Raw genomic sequence first — 20,959 nt, forward strand, 5'->3', positions numbered from 1 at the left:
TTCATTTAAACGGCTAATTTACTGTATTCATCCAACTGATCTTTAGTTAAGTTTTTGATGAAGCGGTCAAAGTTTATCGACTCGATTTCATACCTTTCACAAATCTTTAAATAACTTTCATAGGCTTTATCCTGAATATTCATCATCTTGACTCCTCCTTCTGTTATATAACAATAAATTTAACTTATTAATAATATATAACAACTGTAATTTCCCGTCAATGTATTTTTCTGAAAATTCGGTAAGATTTTCATTCTTTTAGTATTTCCCATATTGTTCTTTGCTAACCGTCCTATAAAGGAAAAGCCGCCTTAGCGACAGCTCCGATCAAAAGCTAATTCACACGTTATTTCTTTAAACCAAGAAATAGAATGCTGTTACATTAATGGCCATTTGAACAGCATAAAAAACCAACTCTCCATAAAGGAAAATTGGTTTTTTTCTTTTGAACTATAGATTATCTAAGCAATGCAGTCAGTAATTATTTGTAACTGCTGCAAGCACACCAGGTACACCTGTGTTTTCAGTTATAACACTAATAACTCCACCTAAAATTTAGCGCTTCCAAGGGAGAATCCACAGGAGCAAAGGACGCCTTGGGGATAGCCCGCGGTAAGCGAGTGCCCGGAGTCGAAAATAACAAATTCGGCAAACTCAATCATTTGTCTACAGTCTGAGCAGGTAATTCCACCTGCCATTTCTTAGATGATTAACTAAACAGCGCTTTGTTTGTTCCCTTTTTTGAAGGGGATGGGGTTGGGAATATTTCTTTTTGTAATATAGGGCCGTATGTATCGACACGACGGTCTCTAAAGAATTGAAGAATTTTTCTAGTTTCTTCTATTTCATTTAAATCAATTTCTTGCACAATAATTCCTTCTTCTTCATCAAGTGAAGCTAGAATATTCCCGAATGTATCGCTAATGAATGAACCGCCGTAAAAATTCATGTCCTTTTCCTGGCCCACTCGATTTGTCGCAGCAACGAATACACCATTAGAAATGCCATGAGCGGAAATTGCCTTTTCCCAGGATGATCTTGTCGATATCTCGGGATGATCTGGCTCTGAACCAATAGCGGAAGGATAGAATAATATCTCTGCACCTTGTAAGCTCAAAATTCGGGCAACTTCTGGATACCACTCGTCCCAACAAATCCCGACTCCTATTTTTCCATAAGCCGTTTCATAGACAGGATAGCCTGTATTGCCTGGAACGAAATAATATTTTTCATGATACTGGGGACCATCCGGAATATGATTTTTTCTTGTAATCCCTAAACATTCTCCATCAGCATCAAATACAGCTGCACTATTAAAATAAATTCCAGCACCTGCTCTTTCGTAAAAAGGGACAATCAAGACAATTGCTAATTCCTTTGCTAATTCACCCATTTCGGCTAATGTACCGCTATTTACATCTTCAGCTAAATCATAATTTTTCACACTGACCGTTTGCGGAAAATATTGCGAAGAAAATAATTCCTGTAAGCAAACGATTTGTGCCCCTTTATTTACTGTTTCTTTTATTTTCTCTATCGTTTTTTGGATATTTTGCTCAATGAATTCTCCGCAATGAATTTGAATAAGACCAACTTTTACTTTTGACATTTTCTCACTACCTACCTTTTAATATTTTTTTATCTTATACCTTTTGGACGACCTGGTTTTCATATACGACCTTTCCATCCATAATCGTCATCTTCACTTCTGTTTCAAGAATTTCCTCTGTTGATATGCTAAATAAATTTTTATTTAATACTGCGATATCCGCTATCTTCCCTGCTTCCAAGGTGCCTAATTCTTTATCTCTGAAAGACCCGAATGCCGGTGTAGCCGTGTAATATTTTAACGCTTCAGCTAATGTTATTCCTTCCGACTCTTGCCACGCCTTCCCGGTTAAATCTTTTCTGGTGATTGCCTGATAAATACCCATCATGGGATTTAAGGGCACTACAGGAAAATCTGTACCAAAGGCAATTTTAGCACCAGTATCCACTAGTGTTTTGATAGGATAATAGAGAGGTTGTTGTTTTTCACTGATTCTGGCTGTGTATGCCTCACTTTCCATTAATTCAATATGTTTAGGTTGAAAGGAAGCGATTACATCTAATTCCTTAAAGCGATGAACATCATCCGGATGCAATACCTCCACATGTTCAATGACATGTCTAGCATCTCTTTGTCCATTTACGTTTCTCGCTTCTTCAAATGCATCCAAAGCTAAGCGGACTGCACCGTTACCAATAGCATGGAAACGAATTTGGAAATTTTCCTTATCTGCCTTTTTTACTAATTGTTTAATTGTTTCAGCTGGATAAGTTGTTCCGCCTTTTGTATCTGGACGGTCTTTGTAAGAATCCAATAAAAAAGCAGTATGACTTGTCACAACACCATCTATAAATTGTTTTAATCCAGAAAAGGTGAGCTTGTCTGAATGATAATTTGTTTGTAATTCCTTTGCGGCAGCTAAATCAATTTTTAACTCCGGCGAAAAGTGAATTCTGGTTGTAAGTAACCCTTCTCTCTCAAATTCCTTGAAAATTTCAAGATCGTCTAATGGATTTGGCGCAATTTTAGCTCCATATAAATCATTAACGGATGTGATTCCCAATCTTTTTGTTTCATTAAGAAAACCTTGGAATAGGCTTACACGTTTATCTTTCGGTAATTTATATGCATGTTCTGATGCATAGCCAATTGCCTGTTCAAATAGAAGGCCTGTCAGTTCCCCATTTTCATCTTTTCCAATTTCCCCATATTCCGGATCTGGGGTATCCTTCGTTAATTGAATCATTTCCATTGCTTTACTATTGATCCATGCGTAATGCACTTCTGCATTGAATAATAAAACAGGGCGATCACTAATATATTTATCTAGCGTTGTTCTATGTGGCAGCACTTTGTTCTTCCAATTGGTATGATCCCAGCCGACGCCAAATATCCACTCATCATTTGGTCTCGTTTCGGCAAATTCACCTACTATTTTGGCTGCATCTTCTTCTGAAGCTGCATCAAATAATTTAGCACTATCCTTCTGTAAAATGCTTCCCATCATAATGTGCATATGAAAGTCATGAAAACCCGGTATAATTAGTCCATCTTCCATGTCATAGACTTTTGTTTCATCTCCAAGGAATGACATTATATCTTCTTTAGAACCGATTTTAATAATTTTATTATCTTTAATGGCGATAGCTGCTTTTATTGGCTCATCTTGTAACCCAGTAAAAACATGTTGACCAGAAAGAATGATGTCTGCACTTACCATTTTTATCCTCCTTGATGAATATAGCTTTTATGCCTGAATTTCTTTTTCTATCGCATTATCAATAGAAAGCTCAGGCGGCCGCTTACTAAACAATTTCGTATTTGAAAGCAGCATGATGAAACCAATTCCAAACCATCCCAGTCCGAGTAAAAGTGCCTTTGAATCAAGGCTAGTCCATAACCAAATTGTGAAACCAGTACCAATCAGCGGCAATATGAGGTATTTTAGTGTGTTCATTCCGTTTCGCTGTTTTTCTCTAATATAATAATGGGAAATAACCGAAAGATTAACAAAAGTAAAGGCAACAAGCGCCCCAAAGTTAATAAAGGATGATGCTGTCACTAAATCAACAAATAAAGCAGATAAAGCAAAAATACCCACTAAGATGATGTTGTGTGTTGGAGTTTGAAATTTTGGATGAATGTGACCAAATATTTTCTTTGGAAGAACTCCATCTCTCCCCATCGCATACAAAAGTCGCGAAACACTTGCATGAGCTGATAAACCAGATGCCAGCCCCCCGGTAATATATCCTGCTAGAAAAATAGATTGAAATAAATTACCCCCTATGTACATGGCAATTTCCAAGGAAGCGGAATCCGGATCTTTAAAAGCTTGGAAATTTGGGTAAACAAGGTGACTGATGTATGAGATGGTGACAAACAGACCTCCCCCTATTAACGCGACGAGGAAAATGGCTTTTGGTATTATTTTTTTCGGATTAATGGTCTCCTCTGAAAATGTGGTAACAGCATCAAATCCTAAAAAAGATAAACATAAAACAGATGATCCCGCTAATACTAAAGATAGTGGTATATCTCCGTTCACAAATGGAGAACTCATGAATAATGTTCCTGAACCCATTCCGTTAAGTAACCCTTTAATCGAGAGGAATGAAAATATTACTATTATAAGAAATTGACAGGCAACTAATAAAACATTTATTTTTGTTGCTATTTTCACTCCAATTATATTTACAGTGGTGATTAAAATGACAAAGGCTATTAACCAGAAGGAAAAAGGAACGGATGGAAAATATGCGTTTAAGTAAATAGCGATCAGTAATCCATTGATCATTGGCAAAAATAAATAGTCCAATAGGATAACCCAGCCCACTAAGAACCCAAGGTGAGGATTAAGAGCCTTTTGAGTAAATGTATATGCAGAACCGGCAACAGGGTAGGCCTTAACCATTTGACCATAGCTATAGGCTGTAAACAACATACCAGCCAAAGCTATGATATAGGCAGCAGGTACCATCCCTTTCGTTATCTCCGCAACAACCCCATATGTAGAAAAAACTGTTGTAGGTGCCATATAAGCCAATCCAAATAGCACTAAAGGAAATACTGTTAACGAACGTCTTAATTTTGCATTCTCCATGTATCACTCCACCCTTATTCGTGATTAATTAATTTATATGCAAATACCATACCAAGTGGGTATCAATGGTATTTTGCCAACAATTGCAATATACAGATTATTTAATGAATTAATAGGTTTATGCAATTCTACATCATTTATTTAATATTGCATAATCAGTCGTCAGGGACGGGATATGGCAACCCATTATTCAATACTTTTCTTCTTCAGCTAGCAGTCCTCGGCTCTCACTCTTCCGATATCTAAGAAATATCTATTCATTAAGTCATTTATAAAGGAAAAATCAAATGGCAAAGTTATCATAATGCCATCGCCCGAACATAGTCTACTTGGTGCCTTCTACCGTAAGCACTTCAAAGAGACTTCATTGAAAGAGAGCGATATTGGAAGGTTTCCCTATCCCAACCGCTCTCGTACAACTTCGCTCTTCATTAACTGTGTAAACGTCACCATTTTTAAAGATCAATCTATTTTCCCTCTTAGAAAGACTATTCATTACCCGTTTATTTGATTATCTGTATCCTTATCGTCTATTGTCCTTTTTTCAGAGAAAGGATTACTTTTACTTTGACTACTTCGGACAAATAATACTGAGATAAGAGATGCGATACAAAGAAATACTAAAAATGAAGCAAGCGGAATCCAAGAATTATTGTAGGTGCCTACTAATATAGTCGCAATCATTGGGGCAGTTCCACCAAATAATGCAGAGCCTGTTTGATAACCAAGCGTTATTCCTGTATAACCAACATTCGTACTAAACATTTCAGTAAACATTGTCCCGATAGTCGCCGCAATTGGAGGCCATAGAATTCCTAAGCCCACTATTGAAATAACGTATAACCAAGGAGTGGATTGTAAGGAAAATAAATAAAAGTATGGAAAGGCAAAAAGCGTTATTCCGATAGTACCAATAAGAAAAACACGTTTACGGCCAATTTTATCAGATAACATTCCCATAAATGGCATGCAAATCGCTGTAACGATTGTTGCAACAGTAACTACATTTAAAGCTGTAGTCCTTGAAAAACCCTGCGTTTCTGTAGCATAGGATATGAAAAATGTGGAAAATAAATAGAATGGGCCCACTTCAACACATTTTGCTCCTAAAGAAATTAAAACAGCTTTCCAATGATATCGCAGTGTCTCAAATAGTGGGATTTTTACGACGTTTCCTTTTTCTTTCTCTTCCTTGAAGGCCGATGTTTCCTCAATCCCTTTCCTTATCCAAATACCAATAACTACTAAAATCGCACTTAGGACAAATGGAACCCTCCATCCCCATGAAAGAAATTGTGATTCAGGAAGTAAACTCATTAATGATATGGAGAATGTCCCAAGTAACATCCCAAGAGGGATACCCATTGCAGGAAAGCTTCCAAAAAAGCCACGTCTTTCTTTAGGTGCAGATTCAACCGCTAAGAGTATTGCTCCTCCCCATTCCCCGCCAAGTCCAATCCCTTGAACGAGACGAAAAAAAACCAGAAGGATTGGTGCCCAAAGCCCTATCATTCCATATGTTGGAAGTAGTCCGATACATACAGTAGAAATTCCCATTAATAAAAGTGAAAGCACAAGAGTATTTTTCCTGCCAAACTTGTCTCCCAAATGACTAAAAACAAGCCCACCAAGAGGTCGTATAAAAAATGTAATGCCAAATGATGCATAAGCAAGCAATAAACTTACAAACGGATCATCATTAGGAAAATACAGTTTATTAAATACAAGTGCAGCAACGGTTCCATAAAGAAAGAAATCAAAAAATTCAATGGTACTGCCAAGTAAACTTGCAAATAATATCTTTTGTGATTTCTTGTCCAGTTTCTTTTTCCCACTCAATTTAACACACCTCCGGATTAGTTACTTCCTGGATGCGGGTTCTTGGATGTGGATGGCTTGCTGATTATTAATAGGTTAATGGTGCACCAACATTAATAACGTACTATGTTACTTCCCCGATAAAGAGAGTCTGATCTCCTGCTATTTGTTTACTTTGTGCCTTATATTAATCTTGAACATGCAGTTAATCAGACTCATAAGTATTCAGTATAATGTGTTGTGTATCCACAATACATTATATAAATACCTTCAATAAGGCACTAATCGTTCTGGTGAAAAAGCCGATAATCGCAATTTGTCTATCAACCGTGGATATATTAGCCTAAACAAAGATGTTTATCGTTATACCCAAATTCCCGTGAAATATCGAGTGCTGCACTCTTAACCTTTTCAACCAATGGAGGCAACAACTCGTTTTGGTAATTCACTTCAAGACCAGCAACACTAATGCCCGCAATGATATAACCTTTGTAATTAAAAATAGGAGCAGCTACCGCAGATATATAATTTTCAAGTTCCGAGTGACTGATCGTAAATTGCATTTTTCGAGACTCTTCTAGAAGAATACGAAGTCTCCCTTTATCAGTAATTGTTCCAGATGCAATCGACTTCAGTTCTATTTGCTCTAAATATTGTTCCCGCTCATACTGCGGCAGAAAAGCGAGAATGACACGAGAACACGCTCCAGCATACAGCGGTGTTCTCCGGCCAATTGCCGTATTAAGCCTTACACGCTGTTTTGTATCCTGTTTTTCGATGCAGATTGCCTCTTTGCCGTCTTGTACGATGAGATTAACGGCTTCCCCTACCTTATCATGAAGTTTTTGCATAATCGGCAAAGCTACCTGCCGAATATCGAAGCGTTCAGCTACTAAATGGCCAAACTGAAGAAATAACAGGCCAAGTGAATATTTTCCATCTCTATCTTTAGCGAGAAGACCCATCTCTTCAAGTGACATTACCATTCGATAAACAGATGTTTTCGGTATCCCTGAAAAATGTACGATTTCATTAAAACTTAACTTTGAGTGCTTTAAAAAAAGATTAAGGATATCCATTGATCTGACGGATGTCTTATTTTTGCTTTGCATGAGTTCCCCTCCTTAACAAAACAAAAGCGCTTTTTCAAGAATGCTTTACGGTCTTTTTAACTAATACGGAACAGGATCATCGTTTTCAAATTTAATGATCAAACTTTTACAAAAATCCTGATATAAACAGATTAGCTGAGTATTTTGGCGTATTTCCCTTCATAAAAGGCTAGTGGTGCTCCTTCGTTAATGACGAGTTCAGTTACTTCTCCAATAAAGAGTGTATGGTCCCCAGCCATTTGTTTACTATGGACCTTACATACGATATTTGCTAAAGCATTTTTAATTACTGGCAGTTCATTTATCCAGCCAAATTCAATCTGACGGTTTTCTTTAATCTGCCCCGCAAAATGCATGGATAACTCTTTTTGAGCATCTGACAATATATTTACAGCAAATTTTCCAGATTCATTAATTTTATCTAGCATTTTAGCTTTTTCGCCTATGGATATTAAGACCATTCTTGGATTAAGTGAAACTGACATAAAAGCATTCGCCGTCATACCGTGTGCTTCATCTTCTAAAAGTGTTGTAATGACTGTTACTCCTGTTGCAAATTTCCCCATCGCATTTCTAAAATTTCTATCATCCATCATTTTATAACCTCCTTAAAATTTGAACTATACTTAGACATTGATTCGAAAGGAATCTGTTTTATGAATTTAACAGTCAGTTCTTCCACAACACCTCCCTTCAGCATTTCTATAATTTGACCGCTTATTTCATCATTTCTCTTGCTGCACCCATATCTTATGAATTTCCCATGACAAGATTTGTTCTCGTTTTTGATTTCTACACGATATAAGCCTGGTGCTGGCAGGATATACTTATTCCCAATATAGATTTCCATATTTGTCTCTTTCTCATGTTTATGTCTATTTGCACTATAAACGACCCCATTAATTTCAAAATGATGTCCCAAATAGTAGGGTACGAGGTGGACATCTCCATCCCTTACCATTTTTCTAATTAAAGTTGAACTTATTTTTTCGCCATTATGTACCTGTTTTGAAATGACGGTTACATCAAAGAGGTTGTTTTTACTCACTTTTTGTAAATAATCAACAGTACCCTGAGCTTTATTTCCAAAGGTGAAATCAAATCCTACCACTATATGTTTAGCTTGAAGACCTAAAACATATTGTTTAATAAACTCAGATGGCTGAAGGGAAGCAAATGCTAAATTAAACTTTATGACAAAAAGCTTGTCCACTCCAATAGCAGCCATTCTTTCAATCTTTAAAGCTAGGGGAGTTAAATATCTCCAATCTTTCTCCAATTTGATTACTTCATTTGGATGTGGATCGAAGGTCATCGCCGTGAATTTAAGATTTTTCTTTTCGGCTATTCTCTTGGTTTGCTTCAACAGAGATTGATGACCTAAATGAACACCGTCAAAAAAACCTAATGCCATTACGTGAGGCTCCCTTGGATATAGGGATCCCTCTAGTGGATGTGCTAAATGGAAAACATCCAACCTGCTTCACCTTCTCCGTCATCAAGATAATGATTTTTAAAATGTTTAGCCGATATTATTTTGTGTAATACTGGTGTACGGTAGACCCATCAACCATTAATGACGTACATTTTAAGTCAACAATTGAACTTTTCATGAATGTTCACTCACTGTTTAACGATTAGAGTTTCTTCGTAATGAACTCTGTATACATAATCTTTTACACAGAAGATTCAGATACTTAAATACCCCAATAATCAATTTGAGCATTCAGCATTGGGTTCCTGCGTAAGAATGTATCAGAGATAAAAGGCTCCTCGTTGTTTAATGTCACGAGAAGCCATTTGATGGATTACCATATTCGTATATGCAGGAGCTTATTCGTTTCAAAACATATCTGTTTATTGTACCTTAGAGTAGTAACGGACCTCGAAAATCTTACAGCCATCCGGTGATTTCCATGGGCCATGCTCCATCCCAGGAGGACGGCAAGCAACCATTCCTGCTGTAAATTCCTCATTTAAACGTAGATCAATTAAAGATCCTTCAATTATATATAATTCTTCCCAAAAATCATGGACTTGCACCCCATTAGGAGAAGTATCTGTCCCTGGACCGTTATGAAGAATTCTTGTAGCGACTCCTGTAGTAGGGTCAGAAGCAATAATTCTTTCAGAAAGGCTCTTAACCTTACTAAAAGGCTGCGCTTCAAAAGTGTTATGATTGACAAATTCATGTTCTTCTTTTTTCTGATCTGCATAATAGCGAACTTCGAAAATCCTGCAACCATTAGTTGATTTCCATGGACCATGCTCCATCCCTGGAGGACGGCATGCAACCATTCCTGCTGTAAATTCCTCATTTAGACGTAAATCAATTAAGGATCCTTCTATAATATATAATTCTTCCCAAAAATCATGGACTTGGACTCCATCAGGGGATGTATCAGTACCTGCCTCCAGTTCAAGAATTCGAGTTGCAACATTAGTATCTGGAATCTGTGCAATAATTCGTTGAGATGCACCTTTTACAGTTTTTGAAGGAACAGCCTCAAAGGTTTTATACTCAACAAATTCTAATTCTGGTTTTCTATCAATTTTCATTTTTGATTTTTCCATTTCAAACTACCTCCGAATCCACTAAAATATGAACTTGATAATACATTTGAATTTTGTTATCCGTTAAACGATCATATAATTCTGCTGAAAATGCTTCCCCATAAATAAATTCACCATTTTTAATCGGTAATGTTCCGCAAAACACAATCATATCCTCACTATCATATCCACGTTCCTCGATTATTTTAAGCAAGTCTTCAGGATGCAAGAATTCTCCCAGCTTGCCTGTTTGGTACTCTTTTTTCACCCCATCAACAATCATCCAGCTTCTCATTTCAATGTCATCCCATCGATCTTGTACTTCATCCAAAGCCCAAAATTGTGTTGAAATAGGTTTGCTGCATACTTGTTTGGATTTCTGAATAGACACTTTTTCAAGCCCGCGGTCCGTGTGATCACTGCCAAGTCCTAAATACCATTTCCCTTGAATTTTCATGATGACCACTTCTGCTTCTCCGCTGCTGCTTTCTTGAATAACTGAAATTGAGTTATTTGTCGTAATGAGATTTGTTGAAAGATCGTAAATCATCGGAACTTGTGGAGGAGCCGGTACGCCGATCTCCTTCAATTCATCAATATGTTTTTTTACAGATTCCTGGTCTTTTCCCGTATAGCCGGCAATAAGTAATCGTTTAGGGTCTGCGACAATATTTCTTCCACAAACATTAATATTTATCAACTGAATTCCTCCTCTCTATCCAAAACTCGGTGCTTCAAATTAGGGAATACATCTCGAATCTTAGTAACCTGAGATGGATCAATCTCTGTTTTAATAATAGTTTCTTCGTCTCCTCCAGCAGCCACAACAATCCCCCATGGGTCAACCACTTGACTATGACCAGCTAAAAGGACGTCATTAGTATTACCAACACAATTACTCGAAATCAAGAAACACTGGTTTTCCAATGCTCGAACTGAATTGAATAATTTCCAATGCTCCAGCCTTCTATGCGGCCAAGCAGATGTAACAAGAAGTAACTCTGCTCCTAAATCCACTTCAGCACGATACAATTCAGGAAATCGCAAATCATAGCAAGTTGATAAGCCAACTTTCCCGAATTCTGTATCGACTACAGTTGTTTCATTTCCTCTCGTCAATATTTGGCCTTCTCTTGAACCATAACGAAATAAATGCATTTTTCGATAGGTTCCTATAAGTTTCCCATCCGGAGAAAATAGAACACTTGTGTTGTAGTATTTTCCATTATTTTTTTCTATAAAACTACCTGCAAATATATATGACTTAACTTCTTTAGCCTTTGAGGAGAATCGTTGGACAAAATCCCCATTCAATTCTTCTGATTCGTCAATATAACGATCAAAAGAAAAGTACCCTGTTGCCCACGTTTCTGGTAAAACTATTAAATCTTGTCCTTTTAATCCATCAATCATTGACTCCACACGATCTATACGAGCAGATTTAGATTCGCTATCTTTAATCTCTAATTGTATTGATGCAATTTTCATTTCTGCAACATCCTTTTATTTATATTTTTTTATATTAGTTCTTCCACCTGAGTGGGAAGTGAATAGCTTCCTAAAAATTCATCCACCATTTGAACCGGCTCATCATAGCCGTAATTTCTAAATGAAAAGCCTTTCGTGACAAAAGGTGCACCATTATAGAACATTTCATACTGTTGATGCCTGCCACCGAATTCTGAACCAATGATATCCCATACTAACTTAAATAGTTTAATTTTCTCCTCAGCCCCAACTCCCGTAGAACGTATATATTGATACATATCATCTTTCGTTTCAGGATTGATGAGTTCTTTATATGAAGATGGTAATTGTAAAACACCTCCACCGCATAACTCCCGTAAAATTTTAATAGTGGAAGCATATATAGTTTCCTGTTGACCTACTACACCATAGAGAAAACGTGGATTCGGTCGTGCCACACCGTTTTTGTCGATGATACAATTATATTCAGAAGCTAAGAGATTACCTTCTACAGAAGCCGCAATAGAAGCAAGTTCCCCTAACTTCTCTTGGACTGAAGGGATTTTATCAATTCCATTCATAGCAGAAACTTTTCGAGCAGCCCCAATCAAAAATTTCAATTTATTGCTAAATCTTATTTGCGCCTGATTATTGCCTAATACGTGAGCTGGTGTTTCATGGAACTGAGCTCTCACGATGTCAATATTTTTGTAAACAAAAATATCTTGCCAAGGAATGAATACATCGTCAAAAACAACTAATGAATCACTTTCATCAAAACGAGAGGACAATGGGTAATCAAATGTGCTTGGAGATTTTTCAGCATAACCAGGCCTCGCATAAAATTTTAATCCTTTTGCATGAATCGGCAGTACAAAAGACAAAGCATAATCTTCATCACCAGGTCTGAGTGGTGTAAGGCAACTTACAAATAAGTAATCTGATACTGCTGATGCAGTACCGAGCATTTGAGAACCTCGAACAATAATTCCGTCCTCTCTTTCTTCGTACACTCCAACTGGAAGAAATTTATCTTCCTGTTCATGAGCTGCTTTACTTCGATCGATTTGTGGCGGAATAATAACGTATGTTACATATAGATCCTGATCTCGCACATGTTTATAGAAATTCAAAACATTATTCCCATAACCTTCTCCTCCACGATCAAACACATCGGGTGAACTGGCAAAAGCAGCCAAAAAGCTGGCGACGTGATCAGGGCTTCTTCCGACAAATCCACATGTTGCTTCAGACCATTTAGAAATCGCCAATCTTCTATCTTTAAGTTCTTCCCGACTCCTTGGAATCATATAAATTTTATTTGCTAGTGTACCGTCCTCAGTTTTGTATGTCATATTCTGAGATTCATCCCATGCTAAATCGTATAAACCTGCAATGGTATGTGTAATTCCTGTAAAAGCTGGGTGGGTCGTCACATCCTGTACTCGTTCCCCATTTATGTAGATTGCCCTATCATCTTTCAATGACTGTAAATATTCTTTACCTGTTCTAACCATACCTGATTCCTCCTATATGTTTGAATAAGTACATGTTTTAAAAACAAAAACGATTTAACAGGCGAACCTTAATTGTATTTCGTGTTATGTATTATGTATTGTGTATACATTAAAGGTTTTGCCAATTCCAATCTGTAATTAAGGTAGGTAATGACATTCCATATCGGATCATTATTCCTTTATACCTTAACTCTTTACCTATGAACATTAACATCGGGATCGATGGGTAAACGCTTTCATTTCCAATGAATTATAGATTGTTCTCTTACTATTTCAACAATAAGGCTTACTATCTAAGCAAAAACCCAGGAAAAAGCATTCGGAAGAATTTCTCCAAGGCTTTGCTCTACACGTGAAAAAAAGAATCGGTTTAACCTTGCTTCAACTTCATAGTCTGAAGTTGATTCTAAACCCTTTTTTTCTAAAGATTAATAAACTGCCTTTTACTAGGAGCACCCCCCTTCAAGCATTTGATAGAAATCAGGAATTATCAACCATAATCAATGTTTCTTTTGTTTTTTCTAAATGGTTTAAAATCGCCTGTGAAGCCAGTTCGGGATTTTTCTCCTCTAAAGCCTGGATAATCTGAGTATGTTCCATTAAAACATTTTTCATTCTCCCAAGTTTACTGACTGCTTTTAAACCCATAAGCTGAGTAAGGTTATGAAGATTGTTCAAAACTTGCTCTATTATAGTGAAGTTTGCTAGCCTTGTCAGCGAGAGATGAAACTCATGGTCTAGCCTGATAAAACTAATAGCATCATCGTTTTGCAACGCTTCTTCTTGTTGCTTCAGAATTAATTTAAGTAACCTCAGCTTTTCAGGTGATGTCATTTCTTTTGTTAGTTTTTTCACCGATTCAACTTCAATTGCACTTCTTAGTAAAAAGATTTCATCCTGTTCCTCTGGTGTAATCTTTCTTACAGTTAAACCCTTCCTTGGTATGGAAACAAGTAATCCTTCCTTCACCAAATCTTGAATAGCTGCCCTTACCGGAGTTCTCGAAGTATCTAACCTTTCCGCTAATTGAACTTCAGTAAATATTTCATCACTGGTAATACCACCAAATAAAATTGCTTTTTTTATTTGATTATAAACTTTATCTTGTGTTGTTCTTTCCTTTTCGATTGGTTTTAAATGAATTCCTGCCATATTAATCCGTCCTTTTTGATAAGTCTTTACAATATGAACAATTTAAATCTACATGATTGGCTAAAACCTCATATGTGTTATGTATACATAATACATAACACCTCAGACATAAGTCAATAATATATTTTTTATTTTTCTGAATTTTACAAACCGGACAGCACCTTTTTATTCCATAAGAAAAAGAGCTGCCGAAGCAACTCCTTTGAAAGAGTACCTTAACAATAGTCGAAAATATAATTTTTTGGGCTCACTTACTTATGCAAGTCCTTGTATTTTCCCCTTCATTCTTTCAATGAAGGGTGAAAAATTTCGTGGGGGTACTTCTGTTGGATATAGCGTATTAGTGCAGTGACAACTTGCGGACCGGATTCTACGAGTCTACCTTGTTCAAATGCAGTGAAGTTATCACCGCCTGAAGCTAAATAATTACTAACTGCCACTTCATATTCGTTGCTTGCCTGAATCTCTTGACCCTTCATATCTTTCAGCGCAACAATGCGGTTGCCAATTGGAGCTTCGGGGTCCCAATTATACGTTAAACCAACCGTTTGCAGCCTATTTTCATAATCTTTCGCCCACTGCTGTTCTAAAGCAAGTTTTATTTGGTCTCCTGTTAAGATTAACTTATTGACACTATGACCCATAGGCAATACTGTATAAAGGTCTTCTACAGTGACCTCCCCTTTTTTAAAACTTTTCCGCATTTCGCCTTGATGGACAAAAGCTATATCTACCCCCATGGCTTCCCGCTCAGATTCTGCAATCATTTTCGCTAATGGGGATTCACCGTTTGCATCTTGATTTCGTTTGATTTCTTCAGGCATTTGTCCTATTACCTGATTAAAGTGGCTCCCCAATCTTTTTCTGTATTTATTTAGAAGGGCAACCGTTTCTTTATCCGGTTTTATATGATGATGTGAAGTGACAATAATCTTTGCTTGTTTCTTAACGATAATTTTAGAATGTGGGTCAATTTCAAGATTTACTTGAGAAAAGGCTTTCCCATTAGAATAAGCTTGAACGATCAGTTTACCGGCTACAACGGTATTGGCATATTCATGGCTGTGACCCGCAAAAATGACATCGACCTCATCATCGATTCTTGGAGCCATCTCCACTAAAGCTCCACTGGTATTTGCTCCTGCCTTATCTGATTTAGCTGAATCATGTGCCAATACAACAATCACTTTAATCCCATTTTCCTTTAAAATCTTAACGGATCGGTTAATAGCTGTAACTTCATCCGTAATTTCTACTTCTTTTCGATTTTCAGGTGTCACATACAGGTTGGTCTCTTTTGTGACCACCCCGATAAATCCAATATTAATTCCGTCAATTTGTTTAATAACATACGGTGGTAACAAGGGAGTACCCGACTTTCTATCGATTATATTTGCAGAACTGTAAGAAGTATTGGCACCTTGAAAATAGCCTGTTTTTTTATTGAATCCTCCATAAATAAGGCGTTTCATTTCATTTACACCTTGATCCAATTCATGATTTCCAGGTGTCCCGACATCAAAGTGCAGAAGGTTTAAAAATTCAATCGTCGGTTCGTCTTTAAATTGAGAAGAGATTGGAGGACTTCCTCCTACCATATCACCTGCATGAACAAGTAGTGTATTTGGGTTTTCTTGTTTATATTTTTTTAAATGGGCAGACAAGTATTCAGCCCCACCTGCCATGGTTCCTGAAACCATTTGATATTTGTTTAGTTGGCCGTGAAAATCATTAACTCCTAACAAATGTACTTGAATGTAGTGGTTGGATGTGGAATGGTTCGTTGAATGATTGGATGAGTATGCTGTGATTTTATAAGTTACGAAAATGATGATGAATACCAAGATGAACAAAGAAGATATGGCCTGAAATTTTGACAATTTCCGATCCCTCCCTCTGGATGTAAATTAAGAATAACTCTTGAATTTTATATCCGTATAAAGGGACCGTGATTTTTTGTTATATTTCATATAATAATTATTAAATTAACCCAGTACATGCATAGCTTTTTTAAATACTCATACGGCTTAACATTTAGAAATCTGCTAAGATTTTGACTAGCAATAAATACAGTTTTATTTAAAAAGGCTCCCATTTTTCTACCCATTTAATTACGCAGAAAATGGTGTAATGCCTTATCAGATTCCCCGGCCTAATTTGGTACTAATGGACAGCTCTAATCATATTCTTATAAAAAGAAAACAATAAGAAGGGGTGCAAAGTCAGTTGATAAAAGTCAAGGTTGGTTTACGGCCCATCGTAAGTAAAATAAATTTACCTACTGTTTTGAAAACAACCATACTTCCAGGTGACTCAATTGAAAGATTATTTATTGCAACCCAGGTAGGAGAGATCTTTTACATAGGAAACGGAGATATAAGGACTTTTTTGGATATTCGCCCGCGAATCCTGAAACTAGGTGCTTCTGGTGGCGGATATGATGAACGGGGATTGCTAGGGCTAGCGTTTCATCCCGATTTTTATTATAACGGTCTGTTTTATCTTCATTATTCAGCGGCTGGAACACAAGGACCAGGTGCTCTTCCTGAATCTTTTAAGCCTGATCCATGTGATCCCAAGACTTTAAACCTACGGTGGATAAATAGAGAAACACAATATGATCATATTGATACAATTGAAGAATGGATTTTACAATCGAATGGCCAACCCCAAAAACGACGGACATTACTTAACTTAAGAAGACCATTTTCAAATCATAATGGAGTCAATAGTTTAAACTTTTCACCTGAAACAGGAAAACTTGTTTTAACAACCGGAGATGGTGGATCAGGCCATGATCCATTTAACTTAAGTCAGGATGATCTGGAAATCGCTGGTAAAATAATTGAAATTGATGTAGGTAAGAATATGTACGTCAATGATCCACCCATTGTCACACGTTTCAATGAACTTCCCACAACCATTCAGGAAGCACTCATGGTAATGGCCAAAGGTGTTCGCAATATACCAGGCATTTCATTTCAAAGGTTTTATAATCAGTATATTAAATATGCGGGAAATGTCGGCCAGAATTTGGTCGAGTCGATTTTTTCATTCGTTCATTATAAACCAATGCCGGTTACTCAGCTTATTCAAGCTTCTTTCATGAATTCTGAACCTGACAAAGAAGGATTTATTAACTTTGGCTGGCGAGGTTGGGAAGGTGCTTTTCCTGCTTCGATTATAAAAGGCTGCACTGAAAATCAGAATTCGGATGAAAAAACGATTACTTATTACAATGAAGCAGTATCACTTTCAGGGAGTCGTCTTCAGCCTTTAACTAGTTATTTTCATAAAGATAACAGACCCGATAAGTTTGAAGGAACTGCACTTACAGGAGTGCAAGCATATATGGGGAAAAGCATCCCTGGTTTAGCAGGAAGCGTTGTGTTTACGGATCTTTTCCGGAAAGAATCTCAACCTCAGGTTAGAGGGGCTCTAGCTTATACCACCATTAGACCAAATGGTGAACAAAATGATTTTAGTGTGATACAAACCGATTATGATTTTGGGTCTCAATCAGCTTATTATGTTAATTTGGGAACGAACCTGGATCAAAGCAGGTTATATTTAGGGGTTTATGGCTCTATGAAAGTGACTGATTTCAACCAGGGTACTGTTTTTGAAATTGTTCCATGAATTAATTCTTGATAATTCTCTTATGAATCCAAATTAAAATCAAGTGAGTGATGGGGAATCACTAAATTATAATCATTTTTAATCTTTTAAAAATGATTAAAGCAATTTCAACCCATAACCAGCTATAAATGAAAGCAAATAAGAAGCCAGTAATAAGAAATGAAAAGGAAACAGAGACTGCTGGACCTAAAACTGGAAAGTGAAAAATAAATATTAGACTCATAATCCCTAACATTAAAAGAATTGCGCCAGCAGCGATAATACTTAATCTCTTCCTAAAGAAGTAAAAAGATGCCCCTATGCCAAGTCCTAACAATCCTGTTGTAAAAGGAAATACAATCAGTTCAGTGGGCTGTAGGATGCATAACAACATAATTGTCAGAAGGTAGGTCATCACTCCATATGGAATGGAAAACATGGAACATAACAGAATAGGTGCAGTGGCTAGCGGACTTATAAAATATCCTATACCTGGTAAAAAGCCAGCAGCAGCCTGTAGAATAGCAGCAATACAGGCAAAAATAGACCCTAAAATGAGCTTCATCGTTTTTTTATGTTTATTGAATACTATTTGAGATAAACGAATCTCATCAGAAATAGGTTTAAAAAAATACACCTTTCCACCTCCTTCCATTTGGTTTATACGTTACGATACATTATATTACCATTTATTAGAGGTGGAACAATTATTAATCATCCAAACATCAATTTCCTGTGTAATGAAAAAATAGCTTAATAAATAAAAAAACAAGGCCTTATTGGCCTTGCCTTTTATTTGACTATTACTTTCCCAACCATTCCCTCCTGGAAATGGTACCGGCATGTCAGTTCATATGTACCGGGCTGTTTTGGTTGCACGGTAATGGTTTTTTCTTTACCTGGCTGGACCTCGGCGTCAATTCCGAGCTTCTCCACTGTGAAGGTGTGTTCTTTTGTACCTTTGTTTTTCAATATCAACGTTGTGGCTGTTCCATTCGGAATAGTGATGACTTCCGGATTAAAGTAATCGTCGTTCAACTCGACCTCAATCGATTTCACCGTAGGCTGAGCTACAACACCGGATTCGGCAAATACGCCGAGTGAGCCTAGACTTGTCACAACTACAAACATTGCAAGCACAACGGCCAATCCTGTTACCCGCTTTTTAATAGACATTCGCAATCCCTCCTTCCTTAACACTATTTTTTCTAATCCATTAATATATTATTACTATTAATTTGGTTGCAAAGGAGAGCTGCTAGTCAGCTCTCCTTTGCAACGCACCTGATAGCTCAATAACAATCATTTATACAAGATATCATCTCTTAGTGTAGCAACTTTAGATAGAGCTGTATTTATGTCAGCTTCTTTCACTCCAAAGTGAGCTAGTGCATCGTTAAGATGTTTTACAATGGCATTAAAATGTTCTGGTTGCAGATTCAATCCTTGGTGAGCTTTTGCCATCGATTGTCCAGAATATTGTTTTGGACCACCTAATGCAAAACTAATGAACTTTGTTTGATGACGGCGTTGCTTTTCCATATCCGTCTTTTCAAAAAAATGATTAACTGTCTCATCCTTAAGAACCAATTCGGAGTAAAAATAGTCCACAACTTTTGCTATTGCTTCTTCTCCGCCGACTTTTTCATAAAGTGTTTGTTCCATATATACACTCCTAACTTGTAATTAATAGAAGTATTCTCTGTAGAAAATTTGTTTTTATTCCTTATCTTTCAATTTAATTCCCTTTTGCTGAGATCCACTTATCCCTCTTTATTTCAACTTGTTGCTACCAAGTTGCTGAAAATGCATAATTGATTTAGGGAATTCCATTCACTGTTCACACGTTTTTTTACATATTCAAATTGTAATGTGACAAAATTGTAATCTTACTTCCTGTTACATCTATGGTGGGAAAAGGGATGAATTTTATAGTATGTAACATGAGGAGGAGATTTACGTTGAAAAAAGTATTACAAACTAAAAACTTATCAAAATCCTATGGAAAGGCACAGGTTTTAAAAAATATTGACCTTACCATTACTTCGGGTGAATTTACGGCTATTATGGGGCCATCCGGTTCAGGAAAAACCACACTGATGAATGTGCTATCGACAATTGATAAATTTTCTGGCGGGGAGGTCTGGCTTGAAGAACAGGCCCTGTTGGATTTAAACAAAAAAGCATTGCGTACATTTCGCCAAGAGCGAATGGGATTCATCTTTCAAGATTACAATTTGCTTGATACTTTAACGATTAAAGAGAATATTCTCCTGCCCCTTTCATTAAGAAAATTTTCTGCGGATGGGATGGAAAGACGGCTGGGACCAGTCATTCAAGCATTGAATATTGAAGAAATCCAGGATAAATATCCTACAGAAGTTTCAGGCGGTCAGAAACAACGGGCCTCATCTGCGCGCGCCATTATTACAAACCCTGCGATTGTCTTTGCAGATGAACCTACAGGCGCTCTTGATTCGAGATCGGCAACACAATTATTGGAACAGTTATCGAGCTTAAATGAAACGTTTCAAACGACTATTCTTATGATTACTCATGACTCCTATGCAGCAAGCTTCTGTAAACGAGTTATCTTCTTGCGTGATGGAGGAATCGTAAACGAGCTTTATAAAGGTGACCAAAGTCAAAGTGACTTCTTTGATCGAATCCTTCACATCCAGAGTGCCATGGGAGGGAATCAAAGGTGAACTTACTGAATTTGACGTTCCGGAATGTTCAGCGCAATTTCCGTGTTTATACGATTTATCTGTTTGCCATGATTACTGGTGTGATGGTCCATTTCACCTTCTCATCATTGATGTATAACCAGGATATATTGGATGTACTCAATAATAAGGAAAGTTTTCAAACGGGGGTGTCGATTGCCTCAGTGGTCATCTTCCTCTTTATCATTTTCTTTATTCTTTATGCTAACTCTTTCTTTATGAAGCAAAGAAAAAGAAGGATACCCAAAAAAACTGTAGACATTAACTTTAAGATAAAAAAGTTACCAGATTGGCCAAAAAATAAGTATAAGAATGTAATAGATTGGATAAACTAATAAAAAAGG

The 20,959-nt window shown here is 36.9% G+C and carries 20 protein-coding genes; 3 read left to right on the plus strand and 17 right to left on the minus strand.

All coding sequences use genetic code 11. The features are described 5' to 3' along the window. Nucleotides 1–5 precede the first annotated feature (5 nt). The 14 genes from ACWF5P_RS07515 to ACWF5P_RS07580 all read right to left on the minus strand — a co-directional run bounded on the left by ACWF5P_RS07515 (nucleotide 6) and on the right by ACWF5P_RS07580 (nucleotide 16,151). The gene (locus ACWF5P_RS07515) at nucleotides 6–146 is read right to left on the minus strand and encodes a hypothetical protein (RefSeq protein WP_157831099.1); all 141 of its coding nucleotides are present in this window, start codon (nucleotides 144–146) and stop codon (nucleotides 6–8) included. Nucleotides 147–709: 563 nt separating this feature from the next. After that, complete coding sequence (locus ACWF5P_RS07520) at nucleotides 710–1,609, minus strand: carbon-nitrogen hydrolase (RefSeq protein WP_452444758.1); 900 nt, start codon at nucleotides 1,607–1,609, stop codon at nucleotides 710–712. A gap of 34 nt (nucleotides 1,610–1,643) precedes the next feature. After that, nucleotides 1,644–3,269, minus strand: a complete 1,626-nt coding sequence (locus ACWF5P_RS07525; RefSeq protein WP_434168762.1) for an amidohydrolase family protein — start codon at nucleotides 3,267–3,269, stop codon at nucleotides 1,644–1,646. A 27-nt stretch (nucleotides 3,270–3,296) separates the two neighbouring features. Continuing rightward, complete coding sequence (locus ACWF5P_RS07530) at nucleotides 3,297–4,652, minus strand: APC family permease (protein ID WP_101224289.1); 1,356 nt, start codon at nucleotides 4,650–4,652, stop codon at nucleotides 3,297–3,299. 495 nt (nucleotides 4,653–5,147) lie between these two features. Then, nucleotides 5,148–6,491, minus strand: a complete 1,344-nt coding sequence (locus tag ACWF5P_RS07535) for an MFS transporter (RefSeq protein ID WP_434168761.1) — start codon at nucleotides 6,489–6,491, stop codon at nucleotides 5,148–5,150. 317 nt (nucleotides 6,492–6,808) lie between these two features. Then, nucleotides 6,809–7,582 carry an IclR family transcriptional regulator domain-containing protein gene (locus ACWF5P_RS07540; RefSeq protein ID WP_434168760.1) on the minus strand — a complete coding sequence of 258 codons (774 nt, stop codon included), beginning with the start codon at nucleotides 7,580–7,582 and terminating at the stop codon, nucleotides 6,809–6,811. Between the two features lie 131 nt (nucleotides 7,583–7,713). After that, nucleotides 7,714–8,175, minus strand: a complete 462-nt coding sequence (locus tag ACWF5P_RS07545; protein ID WP_434169617.1) for a flavin reductase — start codon at nucleotides 8,173–8,175, stop codon at nucleotides 7,714–7,716. Next, nucleotides 8,175–9,059 (minus strand): adenylyltransferase/cytidyltransferase family protein, encoded by an 885-nt coding sequence (locus ACWF5P_RS07550; protein ID WP_452444759.1) that lies wholly within the window; start codon nucleotides 9,057–9,059, stop codon nucleotides 8,175–8,177. The genes ACWF5P_RS07545 and ACWF5P_RS07550 overlap by 1 nt, the downstream gene beginning before the upstream one ends. A 380-nt stretch (nucleotides 9,060–9,439) precedes the next feature. Further along, nucleotides 9,440–10,156 carry a hypothetical protein gene (locus tag ACWF5P_RS07555; protein ID WP_434168758.1) on the minus strand — a complete coding sequence of 239 codons (717 nt, stop codon included), beginning with the start codon at nucleotides 10,154–10,156 and terminating at the stop codon, nucleotides 9,440–9,442. Between the two features lies 1 nt (nucleotide 10,157). Then, nucleotides 10,158–10,835, minus strand: a complete 678-nt coding sequence (locus ACWF5P_RS07560) for a DUF2848 family protein (RefSeq protein ID WP_434168757.1) — start codon at nucleotides 10,833–10,835, stop codon at nucleotides 10,158–10,160. Further along, complete coding sequence (locus ACWF5P_RS07565) at nucleotides 10,832–11,623, minus strand: carbon-nitrogen family hydrolase (protein ID WP_434168756.1); 792 nt, start codon at nucleotides 11,621–11,623, stop codon at nucleotides 10,832–10,834. The genes ACWF5P_RS07560 and ACWF5P_RS07565 overlap by 4 nt, the downstream gene beginning before the upstream one ends. Nucleotides 11,624–11,652: 29 nt before the next feature. Further along, a complete protein-coding gene (locus ACWF5P_RS07570) occupies nucleotides 11,653–13,119 on the minus strand; it encodes a 4-hydroxyphenylacetate 3-hydroxylase N-terminal domain-containing protein (protein WP_434168755.1) in 1,467 nt (488 codons plus the stop codon). A 480-nt stretch (nucleotides 13,120–13,599) separates the two neighbouring features. Further along, nucleotides 13,600–14,271: a GntR family transcriptional regulator gene (locus ACWF5P_RS07575; protein ID WP_260356824.1), complete on the minus strand. Its 672-nt coding sequence runs from the start codon at nucleotides 14,269–14,271 to the stop codon at nucleotides 13,600–13,602. 281 nt (nucleotides 14,272–14,552) lie between these two features. Further along, complete coding sequence (locus tag ACWF5P_RS07580) at nucleotides 14,553–16,151, minus strand: 5'-nucleotidase C-terminal domain-containing protein (RefSeq protein WP_434168754.1); 1,599 nt, start codon at nucleotides 16,149–16,151, stop codon at nucleotides 14,553–14,555. 346 nt (nucleotides 16,152–16,497) lie between these two features. Between ACWF5P_RS07580 and ACWF5P_RS07585 the strand changes: the two genes are divergently transcribed. Continuing rightward, on the plus strand, nucleotides 16,498–17,910 hold the full coding sequence (locus ACWF5P_RS07585; RefSeq protein WP_434168753.1) for a PQQ-dependent sugar dehydrogenase: 1,413 nt from the start codon (nucleotides 16,498–16,500) through the stop codon (nucleotides 17,908–17,910). Nucleotides 17,911–17,971: 61 nt separating this feature from the next. On the opposite strand, the gene ACWF5P_RS07590 is transcribed toward ACWF5P_RS07585, so the two are convergent. The 3 genes from ACWF5P_RS07590 to ACWF5P_RS07600 form a co-directional block, all read right to left on the minus strand. After that, nucleotides 17,972–18,526: a hypothetical protein gene (locus ACWF5P_RS07590; RefSeq protein ID WP_434168752.1), complete on the minus strand. Its 555-nt coding sequence runs from the start codon at nucleotides 18,524–18,526 to the stop codon at nucleotides 17,972–17,974. Nucleotides 18,527–18,681: 155 nt separating this feature from the next. Next, nucleotides 18,682–19,065, minus strand: a complete 384-nt coding sequence (locus tag ACWF5P_RS07595) for a cupredoxin domain-containing protein (protein WP_434168751.1) — start codon at nucleotides 19,063–19,065, stop codon at nucleotides 18,682–18,684. A gap of 126 nt (nucleotides 19,066–19,191) precedes the next feature. After that, nucleotides 19,192–19,554 (minus strand): globin domain-containing protein, encoded by a 363-nt coding sequence (locus ACWF5P_RS07600; RefSeq protein ID WP_434168750.1) that lies wholly within the window; start codon nucleotides 19,552–19,554, stop codon nucleotides 19,192–19,194. Nucleotides 19,555–19,850: 296 nt separating this feature from the next. On the opposite strand from ACWF5P_RS07600, the gene ACWF5P_RS07605 reads away from it, so the two are divergent. Together ACWF5P_RS07605 and ACWF5P_RS07610 are read left to right on the plus strand one after the other, a co-directional pair. Continuing rightward, complete coding sequence (locus tag ACWF5P_RS07605) at nucleotides 19,851–20,597, plus strand: ATP-binding cassette domain-containing protein (protein WP_434168749.1); 747 nt, start codon at nucleotides 19,851–19,853, stop codon at nucleotides 20,595–20,597. Further along, the gene (locus tag ACWF5P_RS07610; RefSeq protein ID WP_434168748.1) at nucleotides 20,594–20,950 is read left to right on the plus strand and encodes a hypothetical protein; all 357 of its coding nucleotides are present in this window, start codon (nucleotides 20,594–20,596) and stop codon (nucleotides 20,948–20,950) included. The genes ACWF5P_RS07605 and ACWF5P_RS07610 overlap by 4 nt, the downstream gene beginning before the upstream one ends. Nucleotides 20,951–20,959: the final 9 nt, after the last annotated feature.

It is taken from the genome of Peribacillus sp. NPDC055009 (genome assembly GCF_053608705.1).

Bases quoted from the DNA above. Each gene is read 5' to 3' on its own strand.
- ACWF5P_RS07575 (WP_260356824.1), bottom strand. From the start codon at position 14,271: ATGGCAGGAATTCATTTAAAACCAATCGAAAAGGAAAGAACAACACAA.
- ACWF5P_RS07595 (WP_434168751.1), bottom strand. From the start codon at position 19,065: ATGTCTATTAAAAAGCGGGTAACAGGATTGGCCGTTGTGCTTGCAATG.
- ACWF5P_RS07545 (WP_434169617.1), bottom strand. From the start codon at position 8,175: ATGGATGATAGAAATTTTAGAAATGCGATGGGGAAATTTGCAACAGGA.
- ACWF5P_RS07520 (WP_452444758.1), bottom strand. From the start codon at position 1,609: ATGTCAAAAGTAAAAGTTGGTCTTATTCAAATTCATTGCGGAGAATTC.
- ACWF5P_RS07600 (WP_434168750.1), bottom strand. From the start codon at position 19,554: ATGGAACAAACACTTTATGAAAAAGTCGGCGGAGAAGAAGCAATAGCA.
- ACWF5P_RS07540 (WP_434168760.1), bottom strand. From the start codon at position 7,582: ATGCAAAGCAAAAATAAGACATCCGTCAGATCAATGGATATCCTTAAT.
- ACWF5P_RS07555 (WP_434168758.1), bottom strand. From the start codon at position 10,156: ATGGAAAAATCAAAAATGAAAATTGATAGAAAACCAGAATTAGAATTT.
- ACWF5P_RS07565 (WP_434168756.1), bottom strand. From the start codon at position 11,623: ATGAAAATTGCATCAATACAATTAGAGATTAAAGATAGCGAATCTAAA.
- ACWF5P_RS07570 (WP_434168755.1), bottom strand. From the start codon at position 13,119: ATGGTTAGAACAGGTAAAGAATATTTACAGTCATTGAAAGATGATAGG.
- ACWF5P_RS07525 (WP_434168762.1), bottom strand. From the start codon at position 3,269: ATGGTAAGTGCAGACATCATTCTTTCTGGTCAACATGTTTTTACTGGG.
- ACWF5P_RS07515 (WP_157831099.1), bottom strand. From the start codon at position 146: ATGATGAATATTCAGGATAAAGCCTATGAAAGTTATTTAAAGATTTGT.
- ACWF5P_RS07530 (WP_101224289.1), bottom strand. From the start codon at position 4,652: ATGGAGAATGCAAAATTAAGACGTTCGTTAACAGTATTTCCTTTAGTG.